The 18,328-nt window shown below is 61.9% G+C and carries 17 protein-coding genes and 1 tRNA gene; 12 read left to right on the top strand and 6 right to left on the bottom strand.

Annotation, left to right across the window (positions count from 1 at the left end):
* Window positions 1-75 precede the first annotated feature (75 nt).
* The gene (locus ACJ8IN_RS16030) at window positions 76-930 is read right to left on the bottom strand and encodes a LysR family transcriptional regulator (RefSeq protein ID WP_060424154.1); all 855 of its coding nucleotides are present in this window, start codon (window positions 928-930) and stop codon (window positions 76-78) included.
* A gap of 126 nt (window positions 931-1,056) precedes the next feature.
* Here ACJ8IN_RS16030 and ACJ8IN_RS16025 point away from each other — a divergent pair, with 126 nt between their 5' ends.
* From ACJ8IN_RS16025 to ACJ8IN_RS16015, 3 genes are all read left to right on the top strand, one after another.
* On the top strand, window positions 1,057-2,256 hold the full coding sequence (locus ACJ8IN_RS16025) for a cyanate transporter (RefSeq protein WP_060424156.1): 1,200 nt from the start codon (window positions 1,057-1,059) through the stop codon (window positions 2,254-2,256).
* 75 nt (window positions 2,257-2,331) lie between these two features.
* Complete coding sequence (locus tag ACJ8IN_RS16020; RefSeq protein ID WP_060424157.1) at window positions 2,332-3,675, top strand: esterase-like activity of phytase family protein; 1,344 nt, start codon at window positions 2,332-2,334, stop codon at window positions 3,673-3,675.
* Window positions 3,676-3,773: 98 nt separating this feature from the next.
* Window positions 3,774-3,868: transfer RNA gene (locus ACJ8IN_RS16015), tRNA-Sec, on the top strand.
* Window positions 3,869-4,015: 147 nt separating this feature from the next.
* Here the strand turns inward: ACJ8IN_RS16015 and ACJ8IN_RS16010 are convergent.
* Together ACJ8IN_RS16010 and ACJ8IN_RS16005 are read right to left on the bottom strand one after the other, a co-directional pair.
* Window positions 4,016-4,354, bottom strand: a complete 339-nt coding sequence (locus tag ACJ8IN_RS16010) for a colicin E1 family microcin immunity protein (RefSeq protein WP_052210578.1) — start codon at window positions 4,352-4,354, stop codon at window positions 4,016-4,018.
* Between the two features lie 199 nt (window positions 4,355-4,553).
* On the bottom strand, window positions 4,554-5,456 hold the full coding sequence (locus tag ACJ8IN_RS16005) for a LysR family transcriptional regulator (protein WP_060424159.1): 903 nt from the start codon (window positions 5,454-5,456) through the stop codon (window positions 4,554-4,556).
* A 140-nt stretch (window positions 5,457-5,596) separates the two neighbouring features.
* On the opposite strand from ACJ8IN_RS16005, the gene ACJ8IN_RS16000 reads away from it, so the two are divergent.
* From ACJ8IN_RS16000 to ACJ8IN_RS15975, 6 genes are all read left to right on the top strand, one after another.
* Complete coding sequence (locus tag ACJ8IN_RS16000) at window positions 5,597-7,132, top strand: MFS transporter (RefSeq protein WP_060424160.1); 1,536 nt, start codon at window positions 5,597-5,599, stop codon at window positions 7,130-7,132.
* 41 nt (window positions 7,133-7,173) lie between these two features.
* Window positions 7,174-8,217, top strand: coding sequence for an HlyD family secretion protein (locus ACJ8IN_RS15995; protein WP_060424162.1), 1,044 nt, complete (start codon window positions 7,174-7,176; stop codon window positions 8,215-8,217).
* Window positions 8,214-9,659 carry an efflux transporter outer membrane subunit gene (locus ACJ8IN_RS15990; RefSeq protein ID WP_308325330.1) on the top strand — a complete coding sequence of 482 codons (1,446 nt, stop codon included), beginning with the start codon at window positions 8,214-8,216 and terminating at the stop codon, window positions 9,657-9,659. Before ACJ8IN_RS15995 ends, ACJ8IN_RS15990 begins: the two co-directional genes overlap by 4 nt.
* Window positions 9,640-10,413 (top strand): siderophore-interacting protein, encoded by a 774-nt coding sequence (locus ACJ8IN_RS15985; protein ID WP_033653985.1) that lies wholly within the window; start codon window positions 9,640-9,642, stop codon window positions 10,411-10,413. The genes ACJ8IN_RS15990 and ACJ8IN_RS15985 overlap by 20 nt, the downstream gene beginning before the upstream one ends.
* A gap of 21 nt (window positions 10,414-10,434) precedes the next feature.
* Entirely contained in the window at window positions 10,435-10,878 is a 444-nt protein-coding gene (locus ACJ8IN_RS15980; RefSeq protein WP_033636596.1) for a universal stress protein, read from the top strand.
* Between the two features lie 71 nt (window positions 10,879-10,949).
* Window positions 10,950-11,462, top strand: coding sequence for an Mpo1 family 2-hydroxy fatty acid dioxygenase (locus tag ACJ8IN_RS15975; RefSeq protein ID WP_308325331.1), 513 nt, complete (start codon window positions 10,950-10,952; stop codon window positions 11,460-11,462).
* A 64-nt stretch (window positions 11,463-11,526) separates the two neighbouring features.
* Here ACJ8IN_RS15975 and ACJ8IN_RS15970 read toward each other — a convergent pair whose 3' ends face one another.
* On the bottom strand, window positions 11,527-11,697 hold the full coding sequence (locus ACJ8IN_RS15970) for a hypothetical protein (protein WP_162846235.1): 171 nt from the start codon (window positions 11,695-11,697) through the stop codon (window positions 11,527-11,529).
* Window positions 11,698-12,427: 730 nt separating this feature from the next.
* Here ACJ8IN_RS15970 and ACJ8IN_RS15965 point away from each other — a divergent pair.
* On the top strand, window positions 12,428-13,594 hold the full coding sequence (locus ACJ8IN_RS15965; protein ID WP_047569876.1) for an MFS transporter: 1,167 nt from the start codon (window positions 12,428-12,430) through the stop codon (window positions 13,592-13,594).
* Between the two features lie 32 nt (window positions 13,595-13,626).
* On the opposite strand, the gene ACJ8IN_RS15960 is transcribed toward ACJ8IN_RS15965, so the two are convergent.
* Window positions 13,627-14,376, bottom strand: coding sequence for an NAD-dependent epimerase/dehydratase family protein (locus tag ACJ8IN_RS15960; RefSeq protein ID WP_060424167.1), 750 nt, complete (start codon window positions 14,374-14,376; stop codon window positions 13,627-13,629).
* 93 nt (window positions 14,377-14,469) lie between these two features.
* A complete protein-coding gene (locus ACJ8IN_RS15955; RefSeq protein ID WP_033636600.1) occupies window positions 14,470-15,333 on the bottom strand; it encodes a LysR family transcriptional regulator in 864 nt (287 codons plus the stop codon).
* A 114-nt stretch (window positions 15,334-15,447) separates the two neighbouring features.
* Here ACJ8IN_RS15955 and ACJ8IN_RS15950 point away from each other — a divergent pair, with 114 nt between their 5' ends.
* Both ACJ8IN_RS15950 and bglF read left to right on the top strand, forming a co-directional pair.
* A complete protein-coding gene (locus ACJ8IN_RS15950; protein ID WP_308325332.1) occupies window positions 15,448-16,206 on the top strand; it encodes an SDR family NAD(P)-dependent oxidoreductase in 759 nt (252 codons plus the stop codon).
* A gap of 257 nt (window positions 16,207-16,463) precedes the next feature.
* Window positions 16,464-18,326 carry a PTS beta-glucoside transporter subunit IIABC gene (gene bglF, locus ACJ8IN_RS15945; protein WP_041037253.1) on the top strand — a complete coding sequence of 621 codons (1,863 nt, stop codon included), beginning with the start codon at window positions 16,464-16,466 and terminating at the stop codon, window positions 18,324-18,326.
* Window positions 18,327-18,328 lie beyond the last annotated feature (2 nt).

The raw sequence follows: 18,328 nt of genomic DNA, 5'->3' as shown, positions 1-18,328 counted from the left end.
AGGAACCGGCCGGTTGGCAGTGACATTTGCCACTGGTGACTATTCGATTTGGTAATGATCGGCGTGTGCCGGCGTTTATATCAACCCGCAAAACACCGCCAGCCACTGGGCCAGCGCCAGCGTGGCGGCGGGAGCGCCGTCGCGGTAGTAGAGCGCCAGTTCGAAGCTGTCTATCGGCGGCAATCCTTCGGCCTCGCCCAGCACCCGATGCGTGGGCAGACGGCAGCCGGCCGGCAGCAGGGTGACGCCCAGCCCGGCGGCGGAGGCGGCGGTCAGCGCCGCCAGGCTGGCGCTGCTGTAGCCGATGCGCCAGCGTTTGCCGAGGTTGTCCAGCGCCTGGCACAGCTCGTCGCGGTACAGGCCGTTGAGCGGAAATACCGCCAGCGGCACCGGCGATTGCTCGATGGCCGGGAAGGCCAGGCTGTCCAGCCACAGCAGCGGTTCCGGCCGCGCGGCGCGCGGCGGTTGCCGGCGGCGCTGTTTCACCAGGATCAGATCCAGCTCTTCACGCGCGTAGGCGCTGTGCAGATCGGCGCTCAGGCCGCTGGCGACGTCCAGCCGCAGGTGCGGATGCTCGCGGCTGAAGTCGGCCAGCAGCTCGGTGGTGGGCACGGCGAAATCCTCCGGCATGCCGATCCGCAGCACGCCGTCGCGCCAGATGCCGGTCAGCGCGTCGTGGGCCTCTTCATTCAGCGCGATGATGCGGCGCGCGTAGCTCAACAGCTTGACGCCTTCTTCGGTCAGCAGCACCTGATGCGAGGAGCGCTCAAACAGCGGCTTGCCCAGCATCTCTTCCAGCCGGCGCACCTGCTGGCTGACGGTGGACTGCGACAAAAACACCCGCTCTGCGGCGCGGGTGAAGCTGTTGCTGTCGCATACGGCGACGAAGCTGAGCAGCAGCTGCGGATTGAACATCGGGTAGCGATTCATTTTCCCACTGTTGGCTATTTTATTATTTAATTTCCCAATACTAGCGGCGTTGCCTACAGTAACGCAACGCTGCGGCGATCGCGCTGTGACGCCGCACTCTTCATTTTGCAGTACCAGGAATATACCGTGTTAAATCATTCTGTTAATTCACCTTCTTCGCGCCGCTGGTTCAACCCTCTGCTGCTGGCGCTGGTGTTGATCGGCCTGAACATGCGGCCGCTGTTGACCTCGATTGGCCCGTTGCTGCCGACGCTGCGCCAGGCTACCGGGCTGAGCTTTGGCGGCGCGGCGCTGCTGACCACGCTGCCGGTGCTGATGATGGGCCTGATGGCGTTGGCGGGTGGCGCCATCAACCGGCTGTTCAGCGAACGTAACGCCGTGGCGTTGAGCCTGTTGGCGATTGGGTTGGGCGCACTTTGGCGCGAGCTGGCCCCCGGCAGCGTGCAGCTGCTGATGAGCGCGGTGCTGGGCGGGCTCGGCATCGGGGTAATCCAGGCGGTGATGCCCGGCATTATCAAGCATCATTTCCTCAACAGCATGGCGCTGGTAGCCGGGCTGTGGTCGGCGGCGCTGATGGGCGGCGGTGGGCTGGGCGCGGCGATCACTCCGTGGCTGATGAGCATAGGGCACGACTGGCGCAGCGCGCTGGCCTGGTGGGCGTTACCGGCGCTGGTGGCGCTGCTGGCCTGGTGGCCGGTCAGCCGCGGGCTGTCGCGCCTGGGCGCGGCGGGAGAAAACCGTGGGCCAAGCCTGCTGCGCAACCGGCGCGCCTGGCTGCTCGGCGCCTATTTCGGCCTGATCAACGGCGGCTATACCAGCCTGATCGCCTGGCTGCCACCGTATTACATGCAGCTCGGTTGGCAACCGCAGGCCAGCGGTTCGCTGCTGGCGCTGATGACCTTCGGCCAAGTGGTGGGCGCGCTGCTGTTGCCGGCGCTGGCGCGCAATCATGACCGGCGGCCGCTGCTGCTGCTGGCGCTGATGATGCAACTGATCGGCTTTATCGGCCTGATTTACCTGCCGCAGACGCTGCCGTGGCTGTGGGTGTTGGTTTCTGGGCTGGGGCTGGGCGGCGCGTTCCCGCTGTGCCTGGTGCTGGCGCTCGATCACCTGCACCAGCCGGCGGCGGCCGGGCGGCTGGTGGCCTTTATGCAGGGCGTCGGCTTCCTGCTGGCGGGCGTGACACCCTACCTCTCCGGCCTGCTGCGCGACTACAGCGGTGGCTTCGTGCTGGACTGGCAGATCCACGCGCTGCTGGTGGTGGTGCTGATCGCCATCACCTGGCGCTTCCACCCGCACAGCTACCGGCGGGCGTTCGCCGAATAATATTTCTGTCATTGCCGCTCCCTATAGTGACGTTGCTTTTACTTCTGGGCGATAACAACGAAAAGGGACAATGACATGCACAACACCAAAACCCGGCTGGCGCTGCTGGTCGGCTGCATGGCGCTGAGCGCCAACCTGTGGGCCGAGGCGCAGCCGGTACCGGCGACGTTGGCGGGGCATGCGCTGCTGCCGGTGAAATCCACCGTTTCCACGCCGAAGGACGCGCCGAGCGATCTGCAACTGAGCGGCAAGTACACCAGCGGCAAACGCGTCACCGAGCTGGGCAGCGTGGCGGGCAAATCCGCCGATCGCCTGACCGGCCTCGGCCTGCCGATCGACGGCCAGCCGCTGCAGGGCCACTCCGGCATCAAACACATGCCCGACGGCACCTACTGGGTGCTGACCGACAACGGCTTCGGCAGCAAGGCCAACTCGCCGGACGCCATGCTGTATCTCAACCACTACAAGATCGATTTCAAAGACGGCACGGTCGCGCCGCTGAAGACGGTTTTCCTGCACGATCCGGATAAAAAAGTGCCGTTCCACATCATTAACGAGAGTACCGAGAAGCGTTATCTGACCGGCAGCGATTTCGATCCGGAAAGCTTCCAGTTTGCCGACGATGCCTTATGGATCGGCGAAGAATTCGGGCCTTACCTGATCAAGGCCGACCTGAACGGCAAGGTGCTGGCGGTGTTCGACACCCAGGTGGACGGCAAGGTGGTGAAATCGCCGGACAACCCGACGCTGACCCTGCCGGGCGCGCCGGACGGCAAGCAGAACTTCCAGGTGGCACGCTCCAAAGGCTTTGAAGGCATGGCCGCCTCGCCGGACGGCAGCAAGCTTTACCCGCTGCTGGAAGGGGCGCTGTGGGACGGCGAGCAGTTCGAGAACGTCGGCGGCAAACGCTACCTGCGGGTGCTGGAGTTCGACGTGAAACAGCAGGCCTGGACCGGCCGCAGCTGGCAGTACGTGCTGGAAGACAACCAGAACGCCATCGGCGACTTCAACATGATCGACGCCACCCACGGGCTGGTGATCGAGCGCGACAACGGCGAAGGCACGCCGGATAAAGCCTGCGCCGCAGGCGCGCCGACCGACAACTGCTTCAGCCAGGTGGCCAAGTTCAAACGGGTATATAAAATCGCCTTCTCGGACGCCAACGTCGGCAAACCGGTCGAGAAACTGGGCTATATCGACCTGATGAACATTCAGGATCCGAACAAGCTGGCGCGCAAGCCGCTGAATGACGGCGTGCTGACCTTCCCGTTCTTCACCATCGAGAACGTAGACGTGGTGGACGCCAACCACATCATCGTCGGCAACGACAACAACTTCCCGTTCTCCTCCAGCCGCCAGCCCAATATGGCGGATGACAACGAGTTCATCCTGCTGGACGTGAAGGATTTCCTGAAGTAGCGCTCCCCGGCCGCCGAATCGCCGGCGGCCGCCATTTCCCGCTTAGCGCAGCGAACAAACTGCGCTATAATCAGCGCCTTGCTTCTTCTCTTCTCCAAGGAAGATCCTCGTCCCCGGTGGGGCGGCCGGACTTCAAATCCGGTTGGGGCCGCCAGCGGTCCTGGGCAGGTTCGACTCCTGTGATCTTCCGCCAATCAATATCTCCCAATCTCCCCTGTGATTGTCGGTTCCGGTAGGGGTAATTTACTCCTCTCATTTTGTGATAGCGCGGCTTGTGTGGGTAGAAGAAACGTTCATGAAGAAGGACTACGAGGCGGTAAGCCGTTGACGTAAAAACCGCTTACGCGGCCTTTTTATTTCTGAGGAACAGGGCAAGCAGATACAGGGCGCCCAGCGGCACGGCCATGACATAACAGAATGCATAATACAGGATCAGCACGCCATTTTTGCCTATGGTATCGGCGAACAGTCCGCGGTGCCAAAACTCTTCACTCGTGAACCGCAGGGCGAACGTTTCAATGCCTTTTTTAGCACAGGGATACAGTAAAAAGCTCAGAATGGAGAGGATCAACGAAAGTGCGATATTCACCATGTCCTGGAAAGAATAGATGTAATAAAGCGCGGTAAAAAAATAGGCCGCTCCCCACACCTGACTTTTCCAATAATACGCTTTGGTCATTTGCGCCTCCCTGGGCATGAGTTCCTTTCTGTTTTCGTGCTTGGCGAAATGGAATATCGATGCCATTGCCCGCGTTGCGCGGTTTACCCAAGACGTCTGAGTATGCGCAGGGCTTCGGCAAAATGCCATATTACCGGCTTATCTGGCAGGCGTATTTGGGTTCTGCAGCGAGCGTCCCTCTCCCCAACACATAGCCCCCTCACTCCCGCTGCAAAAAGAACTGCTTGATGGTCTGCCGCAGCCAGCGGTGCGCCGGATCGCGATCGAGGCGCGGATGCCAGGCCTGCACGATAAATACTGATTCCAGCTCGAGCGGCAGCTCGATCTCCGCCAACGGCAGGTGGATGTTGCTCACCCCCTGCAGCACGTGGCGCGGCAGCGGCAGGATAAAGTCCGATTTCATGGTCAGCATCATTGCTGAATGGAAGCCCGGCAGGGTCAGGGTGACGTTGCGCTGCAGGCCAAGATCGCGCAGCGCGTCGTCGATCGGCCCCTGGGTGCGCCCGCGGCGGGAGACGCTGATATGCGGGTAATGGGTCAGGGTTTCGGGCGTTACCCGGCCAATGATCGGGTGCCCCGGCCGCACCAACGCCTGAAAGGTGCTGGTGAACAGGCTCTGCGTCTTGATTTCCGGGTGCCAGTCGCGTGAGGAACCGATCACCAGATCCACCTTGCCGCTGCGCAGCGCGTCATCCTCGCTGTCGCTTTCGGCGATAAACTTCAGGCCGCTCAGCGGCGCCATGTCCCGCAGCGTCTCCAGCAAGCCGCCTGCCAGCGCGCCGATAAAAATGTCGTTGGCGCGAATGGTGAAGGTTCTGGTCAGCTTGCCGGGCTCGAAGGATTCATTCGGCGCGATCAGCGCGGCGGCCTGCTCGATGATCTCGCCGAGCTGGCGTTTCAACTCCAGCGCACGCGGCGTCGGCACCAGATGCTTACCGGCTCTGACCATGATCGGGTCGTCGAACTGCCGGCGGATGCGCCCCAGAATGCGGCTCATCGCCGGCGCGCTCAGATTCATCTTTTCGGCGGCGCCGCTCACGCTCCCTTCTTCCAGCAGCAGATTCAGCGCATAGATCAGGTTGAAATCAATTTTTTGCGGCATGGCCTCTCCGGTAATGGTGCGCTCTATGGATTGCGTTTTGTGCAACTAGTTAATTACATCATTTCATTTTAAACAATCGAAGTAAGCCCGGATACTGCCCACGACAACAAAGATTGAGGCTGAAACAGCAGGAGTGGGGAATGGTTGAGGTGTCTGTTACGCCGCACCACAAAAATCGATGGCTCGCCAGCGCCAGCGAAATCAACGGCCGAACCTGGCTGGGGTTGTTCGGCGTGTTTTTGGCGGTGATGGCCAGCGGCGTGGGGGAAAACGCCAGCAAGTTCGCGCTGGCGGATATACAGGGCGGCATGCTGCTGAGCTTCGATGCCGGCAGCTGGCTGACCACCTGTTATGTCACCGGCTTTGTGATCGGTTCCGGGTTCACGCCCTGTTTTTGGCCGACCTTTTCGCTGCGCCGGGTGGCGTTGACGATGTGCGGCATTTACCTGGCCGGTGGACTGCTGACGCCCTGGTTGGGAGAACAGTATGGCGCGCTGCTGGCGGTGCGCAGCCTGCAGGGCTTCGCCGGCGGTGCGTTGCCACCGATGCTGATGACGGTGGTGCTGCGTTTTATGCCGCCGCTGATCAAGGTGCTGGGGCTGGGCGCCTATGGCTGGGTCTCCGCCTGGAGCGCCACGCTGGGCGCCACCGCCGCCGCCTTTGCCTTTCACTGGGGCTGGAGCGGATATTTCTACTGGAACCTGCCGCTGATGGCGATCGCCGCCGTGTGCATCGGTTACGGTCTGCCGCAGGATCCGCTGCGGCTGGAGCGCCTGCGGCAGTTCAACTGGCGCGGCCTGCTGCTCGGCGGCATGGCACTCGGCATGCTGACGATGGGCATCTCACAGGGGGAGCGCCTCGACTGGCTGAACTCACCGCTGATCTACGTTTTATTGTTGGGCGGCATCGGGCTATTGGCATTATTTCTGATTAACGAATGGTATCACCCGCTGCCCTTTTTCAATTTGCAGCTATTAAGCAAAAGGAACTTGTCCTTCTCTTTAATTACGCTGGGTGGCGTGCTGTTAATCATGGTGTCGCTGGTTAATATTACGTCGGGATATTTAGCCGCGATTCAGGGCTATCGTCAGGAACAAACCTCCGACTTAATGCTGTGGGTGGCGTTGCCGCAATTAATTACGCTGCCGATTGTCGCCATTATTTGCAATACGCCGCGGGTGGATTGCCGCTGGGTGCTGGCGATCAGCCTGCTGTTGATGGCCACCGCCTGCGTGCTGGCCGCCCAGCTGACGCCGGAATGGAACGGCGACACGTTTCGCGTTATCGCGTTGTTGCAGGCGATCGCTCAACCGATGGCGATCATCCCCCTGCTGATGCAGGCGACCGGCGGGCTGTTGCCGACCGACGGGCCGTTTGCGGCGGCCTGGTTCAACGCGGTGAAGGGTTTCGCCGCCACCGCGGCCGGCGGCGCCATCGCGCTGCTCAGCCGGCAGCGCGGGGACTATCACGCCGGCACGATCGCCGACGGCTTTGGCTCGGCGTACAGCCGCGCATCGGGGTCGGCGGAGCAGTTGGCGCAGCTTGCCGCCCGGCAGGGCCACGTGCTGGCCAGCGCCGATCTTTATCTGTTGGTTGCCGGCCTGGCGTTATTACTGACCGCGCTGATTTTATTTATGCCGACCCGTATTTATCCGCCGCGTTCGGTCGCCGCCTGACATTTTATCATCAGAAATAAATATTAAGTGGAGTCACTTTTATGGCTAACAAGAAAGTCGCCGTCGCCGTATTGGCGGTTACCGTCATTACGCTGGGGTTATTAATCAATAAATTCTTTATTAAAGAAACACAGCAGAATACCAACGACGCCTATATTCGCGCCGATATCTCGCGTATTTCTCCGCAGATTGCCGGTGAAATTGCGCAGGTGTTGGTCAGGGACAACCAGTGGGTCAAACAGGGGGAATTGCTGGCGGTGATCGACCCGCGTGAATTCAACGTCGCGCTAGCGCAGGCGACGGCGCAGGAGCAATCCGCCCGCGCCCGGCAGGACGACGCCAGGGCTAACCTCACCCGCCAGAGTGCGCTGATCGCCGCCGCGCAGGCGGAGCGGCAGGCGGCGCAGGCGGAGCTGGCGTTTGCGCGCCAGGAGCAGAACCGCTACCAGAGAATGGCCAGCAGCGGCGCGGGCTCCCAGCAGGCGGCGCAGCAGGCGACAACGCGGGTGCACACGCTTTCCGCCAATGTGGCGCAGGCGGAGGCGACGCTCAAAGCGGCGCGAAACATGAAGCAGGTGCTGCAAGCCAAGCTGGCGGACAGCGATGCCGAGCTGATGCTGGCGCAGGCCAAGAAAGCGATGGCTGAACTGAACCTGTCTTACACCCGCATCACCGCGCCGATCGGCGGCGTGGTCGGCAAGAAAAGCCTGCGGGTCGGGGAGTTCGTCAAACCGGGCGATGCGCTGCTGGCCATCGTGCCGCAGGACAAGCTGTACATCATCGCCAACTACCAGGAAACCCAGCTGGAAAACATTGCGCACGGGCAGTCGGTGGACATCCATATCGATACCTTTCCCGGCCAAACGCTGAAAGGGCAGGTGGACAGCATCGCGCCGGCTTCCGGCGTCAGCTTCGCGGCCGTGGCGCCGGAGAACGCCACCGGCAACTTCACCAAGATCGTTCAGCGCATCCCGGTGAAGATCGTGTTTGATAGCAACAAGGAGCACGCCGCCTTGCTGAGCGCCCTGCGCGTCGGGATGTCCGCGGACGTCAGCATCAATACGCTGGACGGAGGCCTGCAATGAACAGAGCCGTGATCCCGCTGCTGTTGATTGCGCTGAGCGGCTGCCGGGCGGTAGGGCCGGACTACGCTCGGCCGCAGAACGCGCTGCCCAATAACTGGGGCGAGCAGGCCGGCGGCGGGGCGCTGCCGGTGGCCTGGTGGTCGATATTCAACGACGCGCCGCTGTCGCAACTGGTGCAGCGCGCGGCGGCCGGCAACCTGGATCTGCAGCTCGCCACGGCGCGCATGCAGCAAAGCCGCGCCCTGCTGGGCGTGACCGAGGCGGCGCTGATGCCGGAGCTGAGCCTGGACGGCGCCTATCAGCGCCAGCGCGCCACCTCGGTGGGCAGCATGGATCCGTCCGGCAACGGCGGAGAGGCGGATTATAACCTCTGGCGCGGCGGATTCAGCGCCAGCTGGGAGCTGGACATGTGGGGCAAGCTGCGTCGCGCGTCGGAAAGCGCGCGCGCCGGCTTCGCCGCTTCGCAGGAGAATCGGCGCGCGCTGCTGACGTCGGTGACGGCGGAGGTGGCGAGCGATTATCTGCGCCTGCGCGCCACGCAGCAGCAGCTGGCGGTGGCGCAGGAAAACCGCGCCACGGCGCTGCGCACGCTGCAGCTGACGCAAAGCCGTTATCAAAGCGGCGCGGGCAACGAACTGGATATCGATCAGGCGCAGGTGCAGTTGGCGCAGGTGGATGCCCTGCTGCCGACGCTGGTCGATCGGCAGGAACGCTTGATCAACGCCATCAGCCTGCTGTTGGGCGAGCGGCCGGGCGCGCTGAAAGCGATGTTGTCGCCGACGGGGCCGCTGCCGACGCTGGCGCGCGCGGTGCCGATGGGCGTGCCGTCGGATCTGGCGCTGCGCAGGCCGGATATTCGCGAAGCGGCGGCGCGTTTGCATCAGGCGACCGCCGAGATCGGCGTCGCCACCGCTGACTACTATCCGCGCATCACGCTGACCGGCAACGCGGGCTATCAGGCGCTGGCGCTGGCGGATATGGGCAGTTGGTCCACGCATACCTTCGCCATCGGCCCCACCCTGTATCTGCCGCTGTTCGACGGGGGGAAAATCACCCAGCGGGTGCGCCTGAGCGAATACCGGCAGCAGGAAATGGCCATCGTCTACCAGCAAACGGTGCTGCGCGCCTGGCACGAGATCGACGACGCGCTTTCCGGCTATCGCGCCCAGCAGCGCCGCCAGACGCACCTGGCCGAGGCGCTGGCCGCCAACCGGCACGCGTTTGCGCTGGCGCGCGACAGCTATCTGAACGGCGCCAGCGATTTTATCCATGTTCTGAGCACGCAGCGTGCGCTGCTGGATCTGCAGTCCGCGCAAATTGTTTCTCAGGAGGAGACGGCGATCGCCGTGGTGAATATCTATCGAGCGCTGGGCGGTGGCTGGGAACACACCTATCCGTCTGCGGCGCCACAGGAGAAGGCTGATGCACAACACGCTGAATAAAATTGTCGACGAGATGCTGGAAAGGGACACCCGCCGCAAACGCGAGGCCCGGGTGAGCGCCGTGCGGCAAGTCACCGCCCGGATCCGCCGCATCACGTTGAGCGGCGACGATGTGGATAAGTTTATCGCCGATCCGCGCGCGCAGGAGCCGGCCAGCTGGGTCAAGGTGTTCTTCCCGTGGCGCGACACGCTGGCCGGACGGGCTTACACCCTGAGCGGCATCGACAAACTCGCCCGCACCTTCGATATCGACATGGTGCTGCACGGCGAAGGCCCGGCGTCGAACTGGGCGCGCGACGCGATGCCGGGCGACAAGCTGGGGTTCGCCGGCCCTTGCTCCGGCGGCTTTCGTCTGTTGCCGCAAACCCGCTGGCTGCTGTTGCTGGGCGATGAGACCGCGCTGCCCGCCATGCGCACCATCCTCGCCTCGCTGTCTGCCCCGTTGCCGGTGCTGTGGTTCGCCGAAGTGGGCGATGCGCAGGAGATTCAGGACGTCGATTACTCCTTTTTGCAGGTGAACAGCTGGCAAATCCGCACCCGACATTTCGACAGCGTGATGAACAGCCCGCTGGTGCAGGCCGTCAGCCATTGCGAGCTGCCGCCCGGCGAAGGGCAGGTGTGGCTGGCCTGCGAACACCAGGTCGCCGCCTACCTGAAGGCGCGCTTTATCAACGAAATGGGCATTTCCCGCGCTGCGCTGTTTGCCAAGGGTTATTGGAAAAAGGGCGAAGCCAACTTCAAGGGTGCGATTTAACTCGGGCGAATGAGGGTTGTTATGATTGAGAGAGTGTTATTGGCGGTGGACTGTTTTGAACACAGCGGCAATGCCCTGGATTTTATGGCGCGTCTGCAAGGCAGCATCGGCGGCGTGATCGTACTGACGGTGGTAGACAATGCCTTCACGCTCAGCCGCAGCGGCCTGCGTTTCGACAGCGACGAGCGCGAGGAATATCCCGCCGCCCAGCGCGAAGAGGCACTGGCGGAAAAGCAGGTCGGACAGGTGACGCGGGCGCTGAAACAGATGGGCTTCAACGCCCAGGGGCTGCTGGCCGCCGGGGCGCCCATCGAGGTGATCCCGGAACAGATGGCGCTGTTTAACTGCGATTTGCTGATCATCTCGCACCGCCACCTGTCTTCGTTGGGGCGCTGGCTGAACGCCTCCGTCACGCGCGGCCTGCTGGATGAGATTGGCCAACCGGTATTGGTGATCCCGCGCTAAGCTATGGGTAAGGGCAGCCGCATGCGGCTGCGCGCGTTCGGCGACGAAGGCCGAACATACCGGAGGTCAACATGCGAAGCCTGGAAGATCAACTTGCCGCTTATGCCGCCTACCACCGCGATGCGCGCAATATCGCCACGCATTTTATCGGCATCCCGCTGATCGTCGTCAGCCTGCTGGCGCTGCTCTCCCGGCCGGCGTGGGGCGCGGGAGGGCTGCCGTTTTCGCCGGCCTGCGCGGTGGTTATCGTCGCGGCCCTCTATTACCTGCGGCTGAGCCTGCGCCTTGGCGTCATGATGCTGGCGTTGCTGCTGCTGTGCCTCGGGTTCGGCGCCTGGGTGGCGTCGCTGCCGACGGCGGCGTGGCTGAGCATCGGCATCGGCGGTTTCGTCATCGGCTGGCTGTTTCAGTTTGTCGGGCACGTCTGGGAGGGGCGAAAACCGGCGTTTATGGACGACGTGACGGGTCTTATCATCGGCCCGCTGTTCGTGCTGGCGGAAGCCTGCTTCCTGGCCGGCGGGCTGCGCGAACTGGCGCGGAACATCGAACTGCGTGCGGGCAAAGTGCGCAATGCAAAGCGCTAAACGAGGCGATTCCGATAGTCAGATGAAGAGCCTCTTTCAAAGAAAGAGGCTGAATGGGTTCAGATTAGGCGTGTTGGATCAATTTCCAGGTGACGCCTTTGCCGCCATAGGGAGGCATGATATTGCCTTTGGCGATTGGCGCTGTGGTTGAGGGTTTGCCAACCACTTCCCAGACACCGCTTTCCGGGCATTTCTGTCCTGTTGAGGCGGTAGTACCAATAGGTGACTTAGACATACGATCTTTCCTTAATCAAAGCGGCGCCACCATAGCGCCGGGCATAAAGATATTTACATGTTCGCTTATATATTCAACCCATAGGGGAGAATATGGAAGATAGGCATGTTTTCTCTTTCTTATTTGGATGGTTTGACTTTTTTATTTACGTTTTTAAATTTTAAATATCAACTTATTTATCATTTTAATCTATGAATTGTAATTATTTTTTAATTTAATTGTTTTGGAAACTATCTATAAATTTTTTCAATTTCATTATGTTAGTTTGTTTTTGTGTATTCTGATATCAATGGTGTTTATTTGGTTTATATAATTCATGTCAGAATTATATAAGAATTGATTTTGTTGGTTACATTCATTGCGTGTATATCAGTGAGTTGGTAGGGCAAGGGTTTTCCATGCTATCGCCGATAACGCATAATCAGTAAGGAATATCGTTGGTTTTTCATTGGATTTATCCGGGCATGGTATGCGGAGGTTAAATACCCCAAGTGCAGAGTGATTCCCCTCGGCGCTTATCCTTCAGACGCATTAACGCCATTCTCCGCACGCATCGCCGCGATCGCGGTAAAGCAACCTTGATGCCCAATGCCGATCTCACCTCCTCACTTTTAACAAATTTGCAAAAGTCTTTTAGCCTCCTGCCTGCTTATCTTTGGTGTGATCAATGTCATACTTTCGGCATCTTAACTGTTCCCGCGCTTCGGCAGCGGTAAACCGGAGTTGTTGCATGAAAGTGAATTATCCCTTGTTAGCGCTGGCGGTGGGGGCGTTTGGCATCGGCACCACCGAATTCTCTCCCATGGGCTTGCTGCCGACCATCGCCAAAGGGGTGGACGTCTCCATTCCGATGGCTGGCATGTTGATCAGCGCCTACGCCGTCGGCGTGATGGTTGGCGCGCCGCTGATGACGCTGCTGCTGTCGCACCGGGCGCGCAGAAGCGCGCTGATTTTCCTGATGGCGATCTTTACCCTGGGCAACGTGCTGTCGGCCATCGCGCCGGATTACACCACCCTGATGCTGTCGCGCATCATCACCAGCCTGAACCACGGCGCCTTCTTTGGCCTCGGTTCGGTGGTGGCCGCCAGCGTGGTGCCGAAAGAGAAACAGGCCAGCGCCGTAGCGACCATGTTTATGGGCCTGACCATCGCCAATATCGGCGGGGTGCCTGCCGCGACCTGGCTGGGTGAAACCATCGGCTGGCGCATGTCGTTCCTGGCGACGGCCGGGCTGGGCGTGATCGCCATGCTGGGGCTGTGGTTCTCGTTGCCGAAAGGCAGCGCCGGGGCGCGCCCTGACGTGAAACGCGAGCTGTCGGTGCTGGTGCGCCCGCAGGTGCTGACCGCGCTGCTGACGACCGTGCTGGGGGCGGGCGCGATGTTCACGCTCTATACCTACATCTCGCCGGTATTGCAGCACATCACCGAGGCGACGCCGCTGTTCGTGACGGTGATGCTGGTGTTGATCGGCGTCGGTTTCTCCATCGGCAACTACCTCGGCGGCAAGTTCGCCGACCGTTCCGAGAGCGCGACGCTGAAGGGCTTCCTGCTGCTGTTGGTGGCCATCATGCTGCTGATCCCGCTGCTGGCGCGCAGTGACATCGGCGCGGCGGTGAGCATGGTGATTTGGGGCGCGGCGACCTTTGCCGTGGTGCCGCCGCTGCAGATGCGCGTGATGCGCGTGGCCAGCGACGCGCCGGGGCTGTCGTCTTCGGTCAACATCGGCGCTTTCAACCTGGGCAACGCGCTGGGCGCCGCCGCCGGTGGCGCGGTGGTCTCCGCCGGTTTGGGCTACAGCTTCGTGCCGGTGATGGGGGCGATTATCGCCGGATTGGCGCTGCTGCTGGTGTTGTTCACCAGCCGCGCCGCTGCAAAAGTCGTTTACGCCAACGGCTAAATACGCAGATGCGGCGGGCCTGCTCGCCGCACCTACTCAAAGCCGAGCAGGCTGAACGCATCGTCTTGCGGGGCGTAACCCAGCAGGCGACGGGTCTCTTCCAGCGATAAACGCGTGTAGCGGTTATTGGAAACCCCGTGCACCACCGCATATTGCACCCCTTCGACGCGAATGCAGCGCTCCAGCAGATCGGCGGCGTCGCGATGGCTGAGGAACGCGCTCATGTCGCGAGCGCTGAGCCGATCGCCCGGGCTGAGGGTGGTGAAGTTGGCGATGCGCACCGACAGGGCGGAAAGCCCTTCCTGATGGGCGAAGTAGGCGGCGATGCCTTCGCCGAAGGCTTTGCTGGCGCCGTACAGGTTCTTCGGCTTCGGCGCGTCGTCCGGGCGGATTTGGTAATCGAGCGGATAGCCTTCCACCGCCTGCGCGCTGCTGGCGAACACCACCCGGCGGCAGCCGGCGTCTTTCGCCGCGCGGAAGATATTGAAGGTGCCGAGAATGTTGTTGTCCATCAACGAACCGCAGAAGTCGGCATCGGGGGAGGGATCGGCCGCCAGATGCAACACGGTGTCGATATTGGCGCAGGCCGCGCGGCAGGCATCGAGATCGGCGATGTCGAAGCTGATGACTTCGTTGCCCGGCTGCCGATCGCTCAGCAGGCTGATGTCTCGTTCCGCCAACCGTAGCGGGTAGCGATCGCCCATCGCCAGACGAAACGCCGTGGCTACCCGGCCGCCGGCGCCGGTGATCAGAATCCGTCCTACATCAGTACGCAACACCATGATGACTGCCATCCCTACTCTCGATTACGCGTTGACCAGTAATAATCCCCCGCGTGACTTTTGTCCAGTATTTATATTAGTCATTCTGATGCTTTATGCCGGTAATGGGCACGTTTTGCCGAGCGTTTCGACCAGGAAATTCATCACCGCGCGCACGGCAGCGGTGCGCGCTAAATCGGGATATGTCACCAGCCAAAGCTCGCGCGTTGGCGCGGCATTGGCCGTGGGCAACGGGACCAGATCCGGATCGCCATCGGCGACGAACGTCGGCAAAACGGCGGCACCCAGCCCTGAACGCGCCGCTTGTTGCAGTGAAAACAGATCGCTGGCCTGAAAGACCACCGGACGCCCCTGCAACAGCTGTTGCAGCCATTGCTGATGTGGCTGCTGTTGGTAGTGATGGTCATAGGCGAGAAAGCGGCGCGCCGCGTCGGGCAGTGCGGCGTGCTCCGGTGCGGCATACAGCGCGTAGCGCATCATGCCGATGCGCTGCGTCAGCAGCTCTGGCTGCTGCGGGCGCACCATGCGCACGGCGATGTCGGCTTCGCCGCGATCCAGCTCGGCGAGCGCCGATTCACCCGACAGCGTGACGACGATCTGTGGAAAAGCCTGGTTAAATGCGGCAATGCGCGGCGCGAGAATATGTGCGGCGATCGACGGCGGCGCACTAATGCGCACGCCGGCCTGGGGCGTTGCGCCGGCGCTGCGCGCATGGCGGGCAATAGCCTGGCTTTGCGCCTCGATCTCCGCCGCCAGCCCGGCAATCGCCTGTCCGTCCTGGGTCAACGGCGTGCTGCGCGGCAGCCGTACGATCAAACGCAGGCCGAGCGCCTGTTCCAGCGCCGCTACGCGTCGCCCGACGGTGGCGTGATCGCAACCCAGCTCCCGCGCTGCCGCCGACAACGAACCGGTGCGCGCCAGCGCCACGAAGTGTTTTAAATCCTGCCAGTCAAACATCGGTGAATTCCTGCACATTGATGATGCGGTTTTCGGGAATATTCACACGAATAACGGCGTGATTCAATGTGTGAACGTTTCCTCTTAAATTGAATTATTCAATTAAGGTTTCTTATGAATCTGCAATTACAGCAACGCACGGCATTGGTCACGGGTGCCAGCGAAGGGATCGGTGCCGGCATGGTCAGGGTATTGGCCGCTCAAGGGGTCAAGGTAGTGGCCACCGCACGACGCGGTGACCGGCTGCAGGCCTTGGCGGATGAGGTGGAACGGCAAGGGGCGGCGCGTCCGCAGGCGATCGTTGCCGATGTGACCGAGCCTGAGGCTCTCACCCGTTTGGCGGCGCAGGCGCTGCGCCAGGTGGGGACAGTCGATATTCTGATCAACGCGGTCGGCGCGTTTCACCCCACGACGTTGAACGACAGCGATCGCAGCTGGGATGACGCTTTCGCTTTGAACTTCACGCCGGCCCGTAGATTGACTCAGGCGCTGTTGCCGGCCATGCAGGCGCAAGGCTGGGGCCGGATTATCAATATCAGCGGCTCGATGGAGCCGCGCAGCCTGAGCGCCGCCAGCGCCGCCAAGGGCGCATTGCATCTGTGGGCCAAAGGATTGGCCGGCGACGTGGCTGCGCAGGGGATTACCGTCAATACGCTGCAACCCGGGCGTATCAACAGTGAACAGATCCGCGAGCGCTTATACGCTTGTGATAAAGCGCGCCAGGCGTTCATTGCGCAACATATCCCGATCGGCTACTTCGGCGAACCGGAAGACATGGCGTATCTGGCGGCGTTTCTTTGCTCCCCGCTCGCGCGATATATCACCGGCGCGGTGATCCCGGTAGATGGCGGCATGCATTATTTCGCGCATTGAGGCCGTTTTGCCTCCGCGATCACAGTTCGGCAATTTGCCGGTGCAAAGCCTTGCGCCGGCAAAATCCGCGGTGTTAACGTCATAACTCAACCGATTTAGGGTTGTTACTGCTATGGCAGGCAAAACCTAAACCTCGCGTTTCTGTTCCCCGATGGGGCAGAGGCCGCGAGGTTTAGGTTTTTTTTTGCGCCGAATTCCGCCTCAGCGCCAGGCCAGTGCGGGGGGAGCGGCAGAACGCGAAGTCTAAGGATAACCGTATGAAATATGACACATTAGCCAGTGAGATTTTGGCCGGCGTCGGTGGCCGCGACAATGTGAAAAGCCTGGTGCACTGCGCCACCCGCCTGCGTTTCAAGCTGCGCGATGACAATCGCGCCAACGCGGCAGCGCTGAAGAAAAATCCTGGGGTCATTATGGTGGTGGAGAGCGGCGGCCAGTTCCAGGTGGTGGTGGGCAACCACGTGGCGGAGGTGTTCGACGCGGTCAACCGGGTTGGCGGATTGGCCGACGGCGCGCCGAGCGACGACGCGGGCGGCAAAAAAGACAACCTGCTCAGCCGCTTTATCGATCTGGTGTCCGGCATTTTCACCCCGCTGCTCGGGGTGATGGCCGCTTCGGGGATCCTGAAAGGCTTCCTGGCGCTGAGCCTGGCCTGCGGCTGGCTGCTGGAGAGCGGCGGCACCTTCAAAATGCTGTTCGCCGCCAGTGACTCGCTGTTCTACTTCTTCCCGATCATGCTCGGCTACACCGCCGGGAAAAAATTCGGCGGCAACCCCTTCGTCACCATGGCGATCGGCGGCGCGTTGACGCATCCGCTGATGATGGCGGCGTTCGAAGCGGCGCAGCAGCCGGGGGCGGTGCGCGAGTATTTCTTCGGCATTCCGCTGACCTTCATCAACTACAGCTCGTCGGTGATCCCGATCATCTTCGCGGCCTGGGTATCCTGCCGCCTGGAGCCGCTGTTTAACCGGGTGATCCACAGCGCGCTGCGCAATTTCATCACGCCGCTGCTGTGCCTGGCGATCACCGTGCCGTTGACCTTCCTGCTGATAGGCCCGGCGGCGACCTGGCTCAGCCACCTGCTGGCCAACGGCTATCAGAGCATTTACGCCTTTAACCCGATCGTTGCCGGCGCCTTTATGGGGGCGATGTGGCAGGTGTGCGTGATCTTCGGCCTGCATTGGGGACTGGTGCCGTTGATGATCAATAACCTGAGCGTGCTGGGGCGCGACACCATGGTGCCGCTGCTGTTGCCGGCGGTGATGGGGCAGGTCGGCGCCACGCTGGGCGTGATGCTGCGCACCCGCGACGCCAAACTGCGGGCTCTGTCCGCTTCTGCCATCGGCGCCGGGATTTTCGGCATCACCGAGCCGGCGGTGTACGGCGTCACGCTGCCGAACAAACGCCCGTTCATCTTCGGCTGCATCGGCGGCGCGCTGGGCGGTGCGGTGATCGGCTACTTCCAGACCTCGGTCTACTCGTTCGGCCTGGTGAGCGTCTTCACCTTCGCGCAGATCATCCCCGGCGGCGGCATCGACGCCACGGTATGGGGCGCGATCGGCGGCACCCTGCTGTCGTTCGTGTTCGCCGCGCTGGCCAGCTACCTGTTCGGCGTCGCGCCGGCGGAAGAGACGGCGCAGCCTGAAGCCGCCGCGCCGCTTAACCGCAAACAGGCCATCCTCAGCCCGATCGCCGGCGACATCGTGCCGCTGGATCAGGTGAACGACGCGACCTTCGCCAGCGGCCTGCTGGGGAAAGGGGTGGCGATCGCGCCGCAGCAGGGGCGCGTGGTGGCGCCGGTGAGCGGCAGCGTGGCGTCGCTGTTCAAAACCAAACACGCCATCGGCATCGAATCGGACGACGGCGCGGAGATTCTCATCCACGTCGGCATTGATACCGTGAAGCTGGACGGGGCGCATTTCACCGCCCACGTGCGGGAAGGCGAGCGGGTCGCCCCGGGCGATCTGCTGATCGAGTTCGACCAGGCGGCGATCCATGCCGCCGGCTATGACACCACCACGCCGATCATCATCAGCAACAGCGATGACTACGTGGACGTGTTGACCAGCGGCCTGTCTCCGGTGCAGGAACAGGCGCCGCTGCTGACTTTATTACGTTAATT

It is taken from the genome of Serratia sp. CY31944 (assembly GCF_052169175.1).
Classification (GTDB): Bacteria; Pseudomonadota; Gammaproteobacteria; order Enterobacterales; family Enterobacteriaceae; genus Serratia; species Serratia sarumanii.
This window is presented reverse-complemented; position numbering and strand designations above follow the sequence as displayed.